General features: G+C 66.8%; 9 protein-coding genes and 2 pseudogenes. 4 read left to right on the forward strand and 7 right to left on the reverse strand.

Annotated elements, in window-relative coordinates; genetic code table 11:
- Positions 1-440 precede the first annotated feature (440 nt).
- Both ACQPZ2_RS36685 and ACQPZ2_RS36690 read left to right on the forward strand, forming a co-directional pair.
- The gene (locus tag ACQPZ2_RS36685) at positions 441-1,376 is read left to right on the forward strand and encodes an ATP-binding cassette domain-containing protein (RefSeq protein WP_433522599.1); all 936 of its coding nucleotides are present in this window, start codon (positions 441-443) and stop codon (positions 1,374-1,376) included.
- Positions 1,373-3,055, forward strand: coding sequence for an ABC transporter permease (locus ACQPZ2_RS36690; protein WP_433522600.1), 1,683 nt, complete (start codon positions 1,373-1,375; stop codon positions 3,053-3,055). Before ACQPZ2_RS36685 ends, ACQPZ2_RS36690 begins: the two co-directional genes overlap by 4 nt.
- A gap of 15 nt (positions 3,056-3,070) precedes the next feature.
- Here ACQPZ2_RS36690 and ACQPZ2_RS36695 read toward each other — a convergent pair.
- Both ACQPZ2_RS36695 and ACQPZ2_RS36700 read right to left on the reverse strand, forming a co-directional pair.
- A pseudogene (locus ACQPZ2_RS36695) lies at positions 3,071-3,226 on the reverse strand (IS630 family transposase); the annotation flags it as partial.
- A 473-nt stretch (positions 3,227-3,699) separates the two neighbouring features.
- Positions 3,700-4,686, reverse strand: coding sequence for a potassium channel family protein (locus tag ACQPZ2_RS36700; RefSeq protein WP_433522601.1), 987 nt, complete (start codon positions 4,684-4,686; stop codon positions 3,700-3,702).
- A gap of 668 nt (positions 4,687-5,354) precedes the next feature.
- On the opposite strand from ACQPZ2_RS36700, the gene ACQPZ2_RS36705 reads away from it, so the two are divergent.
- Together ACQPZ2_RS36705 and ACQPZ2_RS36710 are read left to right on the forward strand one after the other, a co-directional pair.
- A complete protein-coding gene (locus ACQPZ2_RS36705; protein ID WP_433522602.1) occupies positions 5,355-5,609 on the forward strand; it encodes a type II toxin-antitoxin system Phd/YefM family antitoxin in 255 nt (84 codons plus the stop codon).
- Positions 5,602-6,021, forward strand: a complete 420-nt coding sequence (locus ACQPZ2_RS36710) for a type II toxin-antitoxin system VapC family toxin (RefSeq protein ID WP_433522603.1) — start codon at positions 5,602-5,604, stop codon at positions 6,019-6,021. The genes ACQPZ2_RS36705 and ACQPZ2_RS36710 overlap by 8 nt, the downstream gene beginning before the upstream one ends.
- A 191-nt stretch (positions 6,022-6,212) precedes the next feature.
- On the opposite strand, the gene ACQPZ2_RS36715 is transcribed toward ACQPZ2_RS36710, so the two are convergent.
- The 5 genes and pseudogenes from ACQPZ2_RS36715 to ACQPZ2_RS36735 all read right to left on the reverse strand — a co-directional run.
- Positions 6,213-7,454, reverse strand: a complete 1,242-nt coding sequence (locus ACQPZ2_RS36715) for a TIGR02679 family protein (protein ID WP_433522604.1) — start codon at positions 7,452-7,454, stop codon at positions 6,213-6,215.
- Complete coding sequence (locus ACQPZ2_RS36720; protein ID WP_433522605.1) at positions 7,451-11,569, reverse strand: TIGR02680 family protein; 4,119 nt, start codon at positions 11,567-11,569, stop codon at positions 7,451-7,453. The genes ACQPZ2_RS36715 and ACQPZ2_RS36720 overlap by 4 nt, the downstream gene beginning before the upstream one ends.
- 2 nt (positions 11,570-11,571) lie before the next feature.
- Positions 11,572-12,801, reverse strand: a complete 1,230-nt coding sequence (locus ACQPZ2_RS36725) for a TIGR02678 family protein (protein WP_433522606.1) — start codon at positions 12,799-12,801, stop codon at positions 11,572-11,574.
- Positions 12,798-14,390 (reverse strand): TIGR02677 family protein, encoded by a 1,593-nt coding sequence (locus tag ACQPZ2_RS36730; protein WP_433522607.1) that lies wholly within the window; start codon positions 14,388-14,390, stop codon positions 12,798-12,800. The genes ACQPZ2_RS36725 and ACQPZ2_RS36730 overlap by 4 nt, the downstream gene beginning before the upstream one ends.
- 507 nt (positions 14,391-14,897) lie before the next feature.
- Positions 14,898-15,071 (reverse strand): annotated as a pseudogene (locus ACQPZ2_RS36735) (IS1380 family transposase); the annotation flags it as partial.
- Between the last annotated feature and the right edge of the window lie 65 nt (positions 15,072-15,136).

A 15,136-nucleotide genomic window follows, 5' to 3' on the forward strand; every position in this document is an offset into this window, starting at 1 on the left:
GCCAGATGGCAATTGCCAGACGTAGCCACGCATCAGCATCTCGCCAGCGTCGAATATCGCATCGGGGTCCAAGCGCAGTCCGGCGGCCGTGGGAAGGTGACCGATACGTCGCACCCGCAGTGCCGATCACCCCATCTCCGAGAACGGTCTGGCGAGCTTCTGATCAAGGGCAGCCCGTGACCGGCGTGCCGCTTCGAGTCCTGGTGTGTTGTCGGTTGGGCGGCCTCGCGCGTGGTCTGGGAGTGCTCGATCCGATCCAGGCGGAAGACGTCGGCTGGCCACGTGTCGAGGGGCTGGTGAGCTGGTCTTCGCGCAGGTAGACCGATGGTGGGTGGTCGCGGTTGTTGGCGATGGCGTATTCAGGAGGTATCGGCATTACCCGGCCTGTCGCTGTTCGCACATACGTGGCACCACCGTCGAACTGGCGTAGCGTCCCGCTCATGGCTGCGATCTCGGTGCAGGATCTCGTCAAGACGTTCGGGCCGACCCGCGCACTGGACGGTCTCGACCTCGAGGTGGGGACCGGGGAAGTGCACGGCTTCCTCGGCCCCAACGGTTCCGGCAAGTCGACGACCATCCGGGTGCTGCTCGGACTGCTGCGGTCGGACTCGGGCGACGCGCGCCTGCTCGACGGCGACCCCTGGCGCGACTCGGTGTCGCTGCACCGGCGGCTCGCCTACGTTCCAGGTGAGGTGAACCTGTGGCCCAATCTCACCGGAGGCGAGGCGATCGACCTCCTCGCCGGGTTGCGCGGCGGGCTGGACGAGTCGCGGCGCGCCGAGCTCCTCGAACGGTTCGAGCTCGATCCGACGAAGAAGGCGCGCACGTACTCGAAGGGCAACCGGCAGAAGGTCGCTCTGGTGGCGGCCTTCGCGTCGGACGTCGAACTGTACGTTCTCGATGAACCCACGTCGGGCCTGGATCCGTTGATGGAGTCGGTGTTCCAGGACTGTGTCGAGGAGATGTCGGATGCGGGAAAGACCGTCCTGCTGTCGAGTCACATCCTCGCCGAGGTCGAGGCGCTGTGCGATCGGGTGAGCATCGTCCGCGAGGGCCGGACCGTGGAGACCGGCACGCTCGCCGAGCTACGCCACCTCACACGCACGTCGATCACCGCCGAGACGCAGCGGCCGGTGACCGGACTCGAGGCCGTCGACGGTGTGCACGACGTGCGCGTCGACGGCCTCCACGCCCGATGCGAGGTGGACACCAGCGCGGTCGACGCAGCGCTGCGGCAGTTGCTGGCGTTCGGCGTCCTGTCGTTGACCTCGACGCCACCGACCCTGGAGGAATTGTTCCTGCGGCACTACGGCGACGAACTGGCCCGCGAAGGCGAGAACCACCGACGGGCCGAATCCGAGACCCGGACACGATGAGCACCCGGACGGCACCGGCACCGGCACCGCCAGCCGAGTCGACGTGGCGGAACCGGTACGCGGGCACTGCCCGGCTCGTGCGGCTCGCACTGCGCCGCGACCGTATCCAACTGCCGGTATGGCTGCTCGCCCTCACGGCCCTGCAGGCGTTCTCGGCGTCGAGCGTGCTCGGCCTGTATCCCACGGAGGCCGACCTGCGCAGCTTCTCGATCGCCACTGCGGCGTCACCGGTCGCGCTGGCCACCAACGGCCTCGTCTCCGGCTACAGCGCCGGGGCCGTGCTCGCATGTCAGATCGTCATGCCGCTGTCGCTGGCTGCCGCCTTGATGACCACGCTGCTTGTCGTGCGGCACACCCGCCAGAACGAGGAGACGGGCCGCGCCGAACTCGTCGAGTCCGCTGTGGTCGGTCGCGCGGCCTTGCTCACTGCCGCGCTGATGGTGGCTGTCGGGGCCAACCTGCTTCTCGGACTCCTCAACATCGTCGTCCTGACGGCGCAGGGCCTGCCACTGGTCGGGTCGGTGGCCCTCGGCGCGGCGGTGGCGGCGGCGGGGATCGCCTTCGCGGCGATCGCCGCGGTCACCGCACAGGTGAGCGACAGTGCCCGCACCGCGAACGGGCTGGCCGGGGCCGCGTTGGGCGTGGCGTTCCTGTTGCGGGCGGTGGGCGACATGACGGGCACGGTGACGCACGACGGCACCCGGGTGATCAGTGGCTGGCCGACGTGGCTGTCGCCGATCGGGTGGGCCGAGCAGATCCGGCCATACGACGACAACACCTGGTGGCTCCTGGCGTTGCCCGTCGCGTTCGCGCTGGTGGTCGGTTCCGTCGGATTCGCCCTCACCGAGCACCGGGACGTCGGCTCGGGACTCGTCCCGACCCGCCCAGGGCCGGCCCGGGCATCCCGTTCGTTGCCGACCACGCTCGGATCGGCGTGGCGGATGCAGCGGACGATCCTGTTCTGGTGGGCGTTCGGCACCGGCGTCCTCGCGGTGGTGTACGGCGCGATCGGCGATCAGATCGACGACTTCCTCGGCGAAGGCGACCAGGTGGCCGACATGATGGAGCAACTGGGCGGCGGCACCACCGACATGGTCGACGCCTACTTCGCCGCGATCTTCGGCATAACGGCGATCGCGGTCTCCGGCTACGCGGTGCAGGCGCTGCTACGGATGCGCACCGAGGAGGCCGCCGGTCGCCTCGAACCCGTTCTCGCGACAGCAGTCTCGCGTCCGCGCTGGATGCTCGCGCACCTCGGCCTGGTCGCGGCGGGCATCGTGGCCCTGCAGCTGCTGACCGGGGCGGCGACAGGACTCGCGTACGGGCTGGTCGTCGGGGACGTGCCCGATCAGGTCGTGCGGCTCACCGGTGCCGCTCTCGTCATCGTGCCCGCGATCCTGGTCGTCGCGGCCGCGGTCGCACTCCTCTTCGGCAGCCTCCCCGCCTGGTCGGCCGGACTCTCCTGGAGCGTCCTCGCCCTCTGTCTGACCTTCGGATTCCTCGGATCACTGCTCGACCTGCCCGAATCCGTCCGGAACCTGTCACCGTTCACCCACGTACCCGCGGTCCCCGCGGCGCAGGTGACAGCCACTCCGCTCGCGTGGCTGACGGTGCTCGCTCTCGGGATCGGTGCCGCCGGGGTCGTGTTGTTCCGCCGCCGCGACCTCACGACCTCCTAGTGTGTCGCGCATTTGGCTGAGTTTTTCGAGTGCGACGCGCCTGCGGGCAGCTTTCGCAAGGATCGATTCGGCGGTCGCGGTCCAGACCTACGGGCGGGTCTTCGTTGTGCGCGTCGAGGTACTCCTGGATCGAGGGGCCAGGTCGGGTACGCAGTGAAACACCCCGCGCCGCGACGAGCACGCGGAAAGCGGTGAGGAGGGCGCGGCGGCGACCCGGCAGGCCCGAGTCCGCAGGAAGGGGGCTCTCTGTGAGCGCGTCCAGGATCGCTACCACGAATTCGCGAGAGACCAATTCCTGAGGTAAGCGAGGTTGCTCGCCGGTTTGTTCATCGGTTCTATTGCCACCTGTGGTCGGCACAGATGAGTCCGCGGACGATAACCATCGCCCTGCGGCGTTGGGCCAGCATCTTGTCGATATCCTTCGCGATCAGACGCAGTTTTTCGGAGTCCATACAACCCGAAGACCAGAGTCTCCGTAGGCCGCCATTTCGTGGTTTCACCAGTCGATCTGGCCAAGCGTGTCGTGCTGGGGCGTCCCCGCCGCCTATCTCAATGTCTTCCCCACGGATCTCACCACCACCAAGTCCCGCCCCCTCGCCCCGCTCTCGACCTCCGAGTCGGCTCAATCCTCGGATGGCAGCCCGCTAGCACATAGCGAGGGTGTGGACCGCATTGAGCTGAGCCGGTGTGCCGAGCACGATCAGGATGGTGTCGGCGTGGATTCGGGTGTCGTCGGTGGGGTTGGCGATGAACCGACCGCTCGACGCTCGGATGCCGATTACCAGGGCGCCGGTGGTGCGGCGCAGCGCGGCATCGGTCAGGGTGTGGCCGATCAGCGGCGACTGCGCGCCGATCGTGATCTCCTCGATGCGGTATTCGAGGGCGTCCTCGTGCATGACCACGTCGAGGAACTCGGCCACGTTGGGCTGCAACGCGAAGGCCGCCATCCGGCGACCGCCGATCAGTTGGGGGTTGACCGCCCGATTCGCGCCCGCGCGCAGGAGTATGGACTTGGAACTGTCGTTGCGCGCCCGCGCGATGATTACCAGATCCGCGCGCTGTGATCTGCTCGACAGCGTCACGTAGACATTGTCGGCATCATTGTCCAGTGCCGCGATCAGCGCGTAGGCGTGCTCGAGACCGGCCGCGTGGAGCACGGCATCGTCGGTGACGTCACCGAGGATGTGCGCGAACTCGATGCCGCGTAACCGCTCCGGATCGCGATCGATGACTACGATCGGTTTGCCGAGGCTGCTGAGGTACTGCGCGGTCGAGCGGCCCACTCTTCCCCAGCCGCAGACGATGACGTGCCCGCGCATCCGATCGATCTGCCGATCCATTCGTCTTCGCTCCAGACGGTGCCGTAGGTGTCCATCGATGAGGGCCTCCAGCATGACCCCGAACAAATAGAAGGCAGTGCCCGCCCCGACCAGGATCAGCACCATGGTGAAGACCTGCCCCAACGGGGTGAGCGGATGGACCTCGCGGAAACCGACCGTCGTTATCGTCGTCACCGTCTGATAGAGCGCGTCGAGAAACCCGAACCCCAGCACCAGGTAACCGATTGTGCCCGCAATCGTCACCAGCACGAACGCCAGAACCACACGGCTGAGGCGGCGCAACGGGTTCACACGAAGATTGTGGCATCGGCGCAACAACCGTGGCCCACCATGTGCTTCATATACCAGGGAGCCGATCCATCCGTTAGTCCTGCAACAGCTCGACACCGAACGGGATGGCGGCCGCCCGGGGCTGGATCGCGGTCGACCCACGCGTACTACGGGAAGGTGATAGGTCCGCCTCGTGCTCCGCCGCCTCGAAGGCGGTCCGCACACCCGTTGCCGGGGCCCTCGCCCACCACGAGCACCCGGAGGGGACTGACTACCGTGCCGCCATGCGGCCGCGCCCTTCAATTGTCGATCTTCATGGGCAAAAACGACATCCGGCACCATCGCCCGCTCTACTCCCAGATCGGGCACCGCGACCGCGGAGCCCGATCGCCGACCAGCCGTGCGATGAATCCAGGCGCCTCTTTGCTTCGTCGACGAACGCGTCGCGACAGGTTGAGCCGCCGCGTACTTTCGACCGGAAATACGCAGGCCGCACGGCGGCGGCGCTCAGCTCAGGTAGGACCCGAGTCGCGGGACGGCCTCCACCGGATGCCGGGCCGTGATGGATCAGGCTGGCCGGAACCGCTCCTGTTGAGCCTCCTCGATTGGGGCAGCAGGACGGCGCCGCCAGCTGAATACTGAGCAGTCGGCCAATAGCAGTTCATAGCATCCGTTGCTATCGTGGATGCATGACGAGAACGATCACACAGGCCGAGCTACGCAACGGCAGCGCTGGCGTGATGGACGCACTCGAAGCCGGCGAGGACTTCGTCATCACCCGCAACGGGCGCGCCGTCGGCGAACTGCGGCCCATCGCGCCACGACAGGACATGGCGGTCGCGGACCTCAAGGCACGGCTTGCCCGCTTCGCCGATATCAGCAGTGGCACGGCGGAGCGAGCTGAAATCGAAGCGGCATTCGGAGAGGACCGCCTCGATGACTGAACCGGAATCGGATAAGCGAGTTCCGGTGGGACTGCTGGACACTTGCGTCCTCATCGACATCGGCATCATCGACGAGGCCGAACTGCCGGTTCGAGCGAGGATCAGCACAATCACACTCGCCGAACTGGGTTTGGGCATCGCGGTCGCCGCCACACCGGAAGCTCTGGCGTTGCGCACCGAGCGACTGCTGGAGGTCGAGCACGGTTTCGATGCGCTTCCCTTCGCGTCCGCGGCGGCACGGCGATTTACCTCCATGGCGAAACTGGTGGTCGCAGCGGGACGCAATCCCAAACCACGCAAGATGGACCTGATGATCGCGGCCGTGGCATCGGTGCACGATCTACCGCTGTTCACCCGCAACGCGGACGACTTCAAAGGGCTGGATCCGTTCTTGACCGTGATATCGGTCTGACAACTCGAGCACCGATTGGGACCCGGTCGGCATCTGCCAGCACCTCGCTGCCCCGCAGCTGGCGCCCAGGTCATCGAAGTATTGGCAAGCGGATTACCCAGGGTGGCATGGTCACTCGCCGAAGCGGCCCTACCACCGGCCCGCCACGTCGATGCCGGGACTACTTTCCCGCAACTCGAAGGCTGAGCCGCTCAGGCGGGCGGGGTCGGCGCCAGATCGGTCAGTAGATCTTCGAGCACTGCCTCCTCCTCGACCTGTTTGCCGAGTTCTCGCATCGCATGTCGCAGATCCGGATCCCAGGTCGCGGTAACCGGTTTGCCGGTCAGTCCGGGGGTATCGGTCACGGCTACGGCCGCACGGTACTGCTGGTGATCGAATCGCCATGGGGCCCAGGCGAATCGGCTGCGCAGGAAGTTGGCGATGGCGATGCCGTACCAGTCGAAGTCACCGTGGTAGCGCAAGCGGGCGCCGTTGCCGACGGCGAGTTCCAGCAGGCGCAGCACAGCGGCGCCCGGTTGTCCCGAGGTGCACACCAGTGGTAGGCAGGCGGGCCCGTGGCGGTCCGCGGCCGCGGCTACAACTGCCGGGTTCTCGCAGATCGAGATCACCTGGCCCGATATGAACACCGGCGGGTCGCGCAGGAGCTGACGTAACGTGAGCACAACCGGTTGTCCGACCCGCTGGAATTCCCGCAGTACCCGCCCCGTCGCAGTGTGCGAATCGCCTGGCAGACCGACGGTCAGCACTGTGCTGCTCAGCTCATCTACTACGACACCGACCGCCGCCCAAGTGGTGCGCCGGTCGGCACCGTCTGGAACACCGCCGAGCTCACGCGCGGCGCTGAGCGTCAGCGTCGCCAGCGGCTCACCGGGATCGAGGGCATGCGCGCCACCGACCACTCGAGCGGCCAAGGCTCCCAGCAACTCACGTTCCGCGGGCAACGCCGCAAGCACAGCCTGTAACCGGAGGATCAGTGGTCCCGCGGCGACGGCATCACCGGCAAGCCTGCGCACCAATCCGGAGCGAACCGCTTCGGTCCACCAATCCAGCAGTTCGGTTCGTTGCCCACAGTATTCCCACAACGGCTGCAACGCCTCAGCCCAGGCTCGTTCGGCTGCGACGCCCGCTGAGGCACGATTGACAACCGGCCCACGCAGTGCCGCGACGGCCGCCGCGAGGCCATCGGGGTGTATGCCTGAATACTTCAGTGCCGCATCGAGTTTCGCCAATGGGACGGTCACGCTCGCGCCGGTGCTCGCCCGGCGGCCGAGTAGTTGATCCACGGCCATGCGTTGGGCGGCGGTGGGGTTCTTCAAGCTGATCGTCTCGGCCAGCGAGAGCCCTCGGGCCAGCCGCTCGGCCACCCGGTCCACCAGCCAGTCGGTGTCCGCACCGCCCAGGATCTTCGCGAGCCGAACCGGATCATGCGTCATTCGAACAGCCCATCCTGGGTGGCATCGGATGTGCGCTCGCCAGTGACCGGGACAAGCGCCGGAGCCGGTCGCCGCACCCGCGTACGCTCCCGCCCGTCCCACTCCCAGTTGGTGACCAGCACCGCGGACACTCCGTCGACACGGGCGAGCTGGGCTATGGCCAGCCCTGGAACCTCTGGGTAGCAACCCCATTCGCGTTCGCTGGTCATGACGACATCCAGGTCGAAGGCGGCCAACAGGCCGAGGTACTTGGCACGGGCGTTGTCGTCCACACCGGCGAATGCCTCATCGAGCATGACCAGCCTGGGGGCATGCGGATTGCCCGCCGACGCGTAATGGGCCGATGCGGCGGCGAACAACGGCACACTCGCCGCCAGCACTCGTTCACCGCCGGAGGCGGGTCCGGTCGCCGCCATCCAATTGCCGTGCTGGTAGCGCTGAATGATGAATTTGTTCCACTGCCGGTAGTCGAGTGCCTTCGTCAGATGCTCGAGCCAGGTGCCCGCGGTATCGGCCGAGCGGACACGCTCGATCTCGCGCTGCAGGAATTCGCCGACGGCGGCGCGATCGGCTTCGTTCCACACATCCGCGGTCCGGCGCAGCTGCCGCAGCGCCGCCCCGGCCCCCGCCGGGGCGTCGTCACCGGGCACCCAGTCCAGCCGCAGTTTCATCCCGGTGCTGGTCGGCCGGGCGGCGAGCTCCGAATTCATCTGTGCCACTTGCCGTTCGGCGGCGAGAATGAGTTCCTGCAGGGCGCAGGCGACCTCGCTGACCAGATGGTTCTCCAGAATTTCGCGTTCACGTTCGGTGAGCAGCCTGCCCCGGTCGACAACCTCGGCGTCAAGAGTGGCGGCCAACGCCGACACGGTGGTGATCTTGCCGCGGAAGACGACATCGACAACGATGCCTTCCTCCAACAATGACGCCGACGTCGAATTACCCTGTCGGCTCAACATATCGCCAAGGGCCTTGTGTTCCTCGGTGACCCGGCGCTGGGCCCGTTCCAGCGCCTTGTCGTCGTCGACCACCTCGGCAAGTTCGACGTCTACCGCGCGGGCGAAGGTCACCGCCGGATTCGGCGCCCACGGTTCGCCGGTATCGGGTATCGCGGTGTGTGCCAAGGCGATGTCGAGCAGTCCGGTGTCGGCGAATCGCCGCAGCCCGGCCGCGGCGCTGTCGCGCTCTTGTCTTTCCTGTTCGAGTAGGGTCGTCAGCTCATCGCGTTTGCCCTCGGCGCGACCGGCATCGAGCAGGGTCCGTTCCAGATCTTTGGTAAGAGTTCCGTGGCGGTTGCGATTGGCGGTCGACTCGCGTTCCACCCGGGCGAGCTTCGTTTCCAGTTCGGCGACGGCCGCGCCGACGCTGGCGCTCAAGGTGTCGAACCGCTCCTTTGCGCCGATGGCGTCGCGGCGTTCGGCGGCGGCGAGTTCGGTGCGCTGCTCACGGCGCTCGATGGCCTCTTCGAGATCGCCGCGCGTGTCCGCAGCGTGCTGCTCCGCGGTACGCACAGACATCACCGCCGACCACAGTTCGCCCACCGCGACCCGATAGTCGGCGAGTGCCTCGGCGACCTGTTCCAGCGATTCCCGGTCGGTCGGCAAGCCGCAGTCGGCGGCGTCGCGGTCGCGTTCGGCGGCCACCGCCGCGTGTGCCGCTGAGGTGCTATCAGCTTCGGCAACGGCGGCGATGCGCTCGTCGGCGAGTTCCCTTTGTCTGCGGGCGATCTCGGCACGATCCTGATGCGCCGTGCGCAGTGCCGCGTCGCTGGGTACCGTATCGCGTTCGATGCGAACCGTTTCCAGTTGGGTCGCCAATACCGTTCGCTGACCAGCGATTTCGCTGATCTGTTCAGCGAGGTTCGCGATCTCGTCGCGTAGTTCGGCCAGACGCTGCCGCCGGGCTTGCTCGCGCGCCCCGGCACCTATGTACTGTGCGGCAGGCTTGTGCCAGGCGCCGTCGAGGACGCCGATCCGGAATCGGCCGCCGGGATCCACCCACGTGTGATGACTCGAGTCAGCGCCCAGACCGATGGCACGCAGAATATTCGCCACCGTCTCCGGATCGACGGCACGAGCGTGTTCGTCGGCGTCATCGATCGCCGGTACGGCCGCCTCGGCCAGGTTCACACCAGGCGCCGACTCGCCTGCGGTCACGATGACATCACCAGTGTCGGAACGAAGTTCGCCGCCGGGCGTCACCCAGGCATCCAGTATGCCCGCCGCTTCGAGCGCCGCTTCCAGTCCGGCCTTGGCAAGATCATCGAGACCGGCGGCGAAATCGATGAGCCGCCACAGCGGTGCACCGTCCCACTCGGCGCGGGTGGCCGGGTCGCGGGTGTAAGGCGTTGGCGGAGTTTCGATTCCGCCGCGCTCCAACCTATTCTGTTCGGCGAGCAACAGGTCGCGGGCGCCGGTGAGCCGGGCCTGTTCGGCTTCGGCCGCGGCATCGGCGCGGCTCAACCGCGCGGTGAGTTCCTCCGCACGGGCGCGGGCCGCAATGACGGCGGGGTTGTCGCCGGTGAGCAGTTCGGCCCATTCGGTGAGTCGATCGAGCAGATCGGCGAGATCGTCGAGTGTGAGTTCGGTGGCAGCGGTGAAGTGCCGTTCCGTTGCCCGGGCCAATTCGCCTGCCTCGGTGCGGATCCGGCCCTCGGCATCGGCACACCACTGAGCCAGTTCCGCCGCGCGGCTGTCGATTTGATCGATATGTCCCCGAGCTTCGCGCAATCGTGCCTGCGCTGCGTCGGCGCGGCCGATCAGAGTCCGCACATGCTTGATCGCGCCTTGCTGGGCTGTCACTGCCGTGGCCGCCGCATGCCGTAAGACGTCGATGGAGGCGGCCTGCTCCAAGCGGCCCGTGACCTCGACGGTATGCGGTTGTGCGAGCAGGGCACGCTCGGCCGCTATCTCTGCCGCGGCACGGCGTGTGGCCAGTTCCGCATGAGCGCTCTCGGCGGTTCCTTCGGCGTCGGCATGTTTGCGTTCTCGCTCAGCCGCGCCACGTTCGGCCTCGGCGCGCTCCGACTCTCGTTGCGCGGCGGACTTTTCCGCCCGCTCGGCGGCGGCTCTGGCGTGTTCGAGTTCCCGGGCCGCTTCCATTTCCTTGCTGTCGTGCAGGGCTTGGCGGCGTTGCGTCAGTCGCGTCTGCTCGTCGGCCACTTCCTCGAGCCCCGCACGCAACCGTGCTTCCAGGTCCCGTGCGGCGGCCAAAGCGGTTTTGGCCTCGCCCAGATCTCGCCCGACGCGCTCATATCGGGAGTGCGCTTGCCGCAGCACACCGGCCTTACGACGGGTGGCGATCCGCGCGTATCCGCGATAATGATTCAGGAAACTGCGTGTACCGGCCAGCGCCTCGCGCATCTCGTTCAGCTCGTCACGGTCTTCCTGCAGGCTGCGGAATGCCTCGGCGACATCGGCCAAGATCGCCTGATCCAACGGCGGCAGCGACTCGGTCAACGCCTGTGACAGCGCTTTCTCGCTCGGACGCTTGGATAGTTGGGGTTGGCGCAGTTGGATCAGCAGATCGACCAGCGCGCCGTAGCGCTGCTCACCGAGCCCGAACAGGGCCCCGTCCACCGCACGCCGGTAATCACGCGCCTTGTCGTAGCGCTCACCGTAAGCGGCTACCGCCTCTCCCAGCCGATCCCTGGTAAGTGGGAATCCTTGTCCGTCGACCAATTGGAAGTCGACACCTACCCGCCCGGAGACGACGAAATACCAGTGCCCGGCGATCCCGCGCCCGGCAACGGCTTTCATTCCGCAGCCGATGGTGCGGTAGTGCATCGCCCCCTCGGCGTCGACGCGCCCGAATTCCAGCCAGGAGTACCCGATTCGCTCAGGATGTTGATGTGCGCCACCGAGCAGCAGATTCCACTCCATGCGCTTCTTCGGATCCGCGTCGGGTTCGACCCGGTGCGCGGACAGGTCACCATCCAGCAGGAACGGCAGCAACAGCGCGAGCACCTTCGACTTGCCGGTGCCATTGTTGCCGCGCAGCAGCAGACGCCCGTCACGAAACCAGAATTCCTGCAGATCGTAGTAGAACAGGTCGACCAAACCGGCACGCAGCGGCTGCCAGCGCGCCGAATGTGGTTGCGGCAGTTGTTGTTCTGTCAACGTCACGCCTTTCGGCCGGTCGGCTCGGCGACCGTTGGGGCATCCACTCCGTACCGGGCGATCGCGGGCAGCGGCAGTACCCACTCCTCGTCGGTCGCGCGGGGTGAGCGGTGCACCAACCGCAGCGCTTCCAACTTGGTCAGCGCGGCCTCGACCAATTCCGTTTCGGCCCCCGTCTCGGCCGAGCCTGCCCGCCATACACGTTGGCGCACATACTCTTTCGCGAGACCAGCCATCCAAACACGCAGCTCAGGCACCGGAACTCGCGCGCCGATCGATCGCGCGAGACGCTCGGCGATCAGCAACGTCGCATGGCCGTCGGTACCCACCTCCGGCATCCGGATATCGGTCAGCTCATCACCCGGATCAACCATGGCGATACCCTCGGCCCGCACCTCGGCGACCAGCCCGGTGAACGTGGCTATCCGGGCGCAGATCGCCGCACGCTGACCGGTCAGGTACGCCCGCTCGTCCTCGCCCAAGCGCTCGTAGTACAGCACCGGCTCGTCGAGCAGGATCCGGGTGAGCCGCTGACGGATGCGCCGGTTGCGCAGATCGTCAGTGGTGGCGGGCATTTCGTGGGTCAACTCGGCCAGGCGGTCGGCGAAGCCGTTCGCCCGCACCATCGATGGACCACGCACGCTGGTCAGCAGCGCCGAAGTGATCCGGCGGCGCACATCGTATAGCACATCGCCCCCGTGATCGATGAACGATTGTTCCTCACCAGCGACCCGATCCAGCACACCGAGATCGAGCAACAATCGAACGACGGCGACCAGATCGCCACGCTCGTCCCGACGTTGCAGCGTGAACACTATTCCCGCGGCCACCAATTCCGGATCCGCAGCGGCCAGCACGATCTGCTCGGCGAGCCGACCGAGGGTGATCTGATTATCCGAACGCTCCAGCACTGCCAGCGCCAGACAGACCAGCACATAGCGACGTCGCCCGAACGCGAGCTTGCGGCCGGCGTCGACGGCAGGGTGGGTTGGATCGGCGGTGTCGGCGACGACCTTGAACAGCCTCGCCACCTCACCCGAAACCGACAACCGCCACCCGGTCTCCCGGTCGAACCATTCGCGTAGTTCCTGAGCATGCCGGGTCACCAGCGCGAACATCTCGGCGTCACGACTGTCGGCCCGCAGCAGCGGGCGGCGCAGCAGGGCACGGGCGGCCTTGCGCTGTTCGGCGGCCCGGGTCGCGACCACCGCGTCGGTGAGAGCACTGGTCATGATGCCGCCTCCCGCCACGCCATTGGATCCTCGATCTGTAGCAAGTGGTCGGGCCCACGGAAAACACCCATATCGGTGCGGATTTCGGCGACACCGGAGTTGGCCAATTCGGTGAGGCGTACCAGCAGGCTGCCGTCGGAGGTCACCGTCGTCACCTCGGTGCGCCCGGGCGTCTTCCCGGCGAGCGCGTCACCGAGCAGCCCCAGGAACAGACGGAACGCATCCGGGTCGAGGTGGCCGACATCCGACAGTCGTGTCGGCGCACCCACTTTCGCGAGCAACACCTCCCGCGCCGCGGCCGTCTCCTCCGCTTCCTTGGCCGCCAACTCCGCCAGATACCGGCGCTGCTCGGTACGGTCGATCACCCGGTTCGGGCGGCCACGCCGCTCATATCGTCCCGTCTTACGCAACCGCGGGCTGATCATGATCGGTGCAGCATCCGCCCACGACGCGCTCGGCGGCACCGGCCGCTGCTCCCTGGCGTCGACCGTATCGGCGTCAATGGTCAAATGACGCGCGGAGTGCAGGCCGAACGCCGCCCGCCACAAACAATGCATCGCGGCGTCGTCGGGGGCTTGCGCGAACCACCGTGCGAGCGTGCGGAAATCAGCCGATCGATCCGACCGCCCCGCCCGCCGGTCGTTGAGCGCCGCGACCACCGCCAACATCCTGGGCACCGCGGCCCTGGCCTGACCGCGCAGAATCGCGGCCTGACTGGCATGTCCGGAGCCGCTGATGAACCAGGCGTGGAAACCGTCCCAGCGTTCGGCCCACAGTGCCCGGCACCGCGCGAATTCCCGCCCCCGGAAATCGTCGGTTCCGTCGGGCGCGGCATCCGCGGACTCGCGCTCGGCCGCGACATCGAGTAGCGCAGATACACCACGCCGCTCGAGTTCGAGCACCAGTTCCGAGATTTCGGCTCCGGTGGCAACCAGATCCTTGATGAAACGCTCGAGATACTCGATAAGGCGATCCTTATAGGCAAGGAATGCCTCGACCTCCGCGTCCTGCAATTCGATCGTTCGCTGCAGCGAGCCCATAAACGCCTGCGCATTATCTGCCAGGTCACGGAACCGCCCGGCAAGCGCGTTGAGCGACAAGTGAACTCGCGCGACATCCGGTTCGGTGGCACCCGCCAGCTCCAGCAGCGCACGCAGGTGCACGACGATATCGACCAATGCCACCGATTGCAGCGCCCCGCGCCTACCGAGCGCCGCGTCGTAGGCGGCCAACGCTTCCTCCGCGGCCTCACCCTCCACAGTGAGCTGATATAGGAACCGCGCCCGGTGGAACTCCTCCACCGTTGTCACCCGACTGGTGTCGGGATCGGCCCGCAGATTCCCCCACCCGCACAGCTGAGCCAATGCGTCGACGATCACCGCGTATTCGGGCGACTGTTGCCCGGACTGCCTGAGGTGGTGCTGCACGTCCTCGGGCCGCAAATGAATGGTGAACCGCCGCTTGGCCGATGCGAACGCCCCCATGATCCCCCGGTACAACCCGGTATTCCCGGCATTGATGTGCGCGAACGGCCGCGGTCCCTGACTCGTCTCCCGAGCGGGTTGCCCCGCATCGGTCGCTCCCGCCAAAACACCCCTCCTCACTAGCGTTTGTGCGAGTCTACGGGCACGCCCCGACACGGACCAGGACCGACCAACGCGATTGGCCGATCCTGCCCGGCAACAACGCGAACCACGGTTCACCGAGTCGGTAGCCGGGCCGGCTCGAGCCACGATCGAGACCGGGAGCATCGACCCGCGAGACCGCTCGAAGCTTCGCCACGGCAGCGCGGCGTCTGGGGATCACAACGATGGACACGGTCAGAACATCCGACCGGTCGAGACCGTCTACGGCGCCCGGGCCTACACCGCAATCGAGCACCCGTACGTCGACATCATCGGTGAGAGAAGGGCGGTGACGATTCGACCGAAGCTGGTCAGGCCCGGCGGCCTGCCGGGCCTGACCAATTGCTTGATGCGGATCTGACCCACGTGCAAACCACAACTTAGCGTCGTTCCACCTGTGGCCACATGAATCTGCCTCGATACGCGCGTCTTTGACGATCGATGTTGTCAGCAGCGGTAGGAGGGCCATGTCCGGTTGAAGCCGTACGACGCGCCCTGCTTGGCAGGCCCGTACACCGGACGCAGCAGCGAGTCGATATCGACGAATGCCCGCTCGTGCGCGCCAGGCAACAGATGGACCCACTCACACAACCTGGACATATGCCCCCGCAGCACCGACTCCAGCTGACCGAACTCTCCGCACGTTAGGGGACATGGTTAGAAGGGCGAGTCGCTTCTGTCGTAGTAGCTGCGACGGGCGGTCGACCTGC

It is taken from the genome of Nocardia pseudovaccinii, assembly GCF_050942345.1.
In the GTDB taxonomy this organism is placed as follows: Bacteria; Actinomycetota; Actinomycetes; order Mycobacteriales; family Mycobacteriaceae; genus Nocardia; species Nocardia pseudovaccinii.

Excerpts from the sequence above, each read along its gene's own strand:
- ACQPZ2_RS36685 (WP_433522599.1), top strand. The coding sequence starts at position 441 with ATGGCTGCGATCTCGGTGCAGGATCTCGTCAAGACGTTCGGGCCGACC.
- ACQPZ2_RS36690 (WP_433522600.1), top strand. The coding sequence starts at position 1,373 with ATGAGCACCCGGACGGCACCGGCACCGGCACCGCCAGCCGAGTCGACG.
- ACQPZ2_RS36705 (WP_433522602.1), top strand. The coding sequence starts at position 5,355 with ATGACGAGAACGATCACACAGGCCGAGCTACGCAACGGCAGCGCTGGC.
- ACQPZ2_RS36710 (WP_433522603.1), top strand. The coding sequence starts at position 5,602 with ATGACTGAACCGGAATCGGATAAGCGAGTTCCGGTGGGACTGCTGGAC.
- ACQPZ2_RS36715 (WP_433522604.1), bottom strand. The coding sequence starts at position 7,454 with ATGACGCATGATCCGGTTCGGCTCGCGAAGATCCTGGGCGGTGCGGAC.
- ACQPZ2_RS36725 (WP_433522606.1), bottom strand. The coding sequence starts at position 12,801 with ATGACCAGTGCTCTCACCGACGCGGTGGTCGCGACCCGGGCCGCCGAA.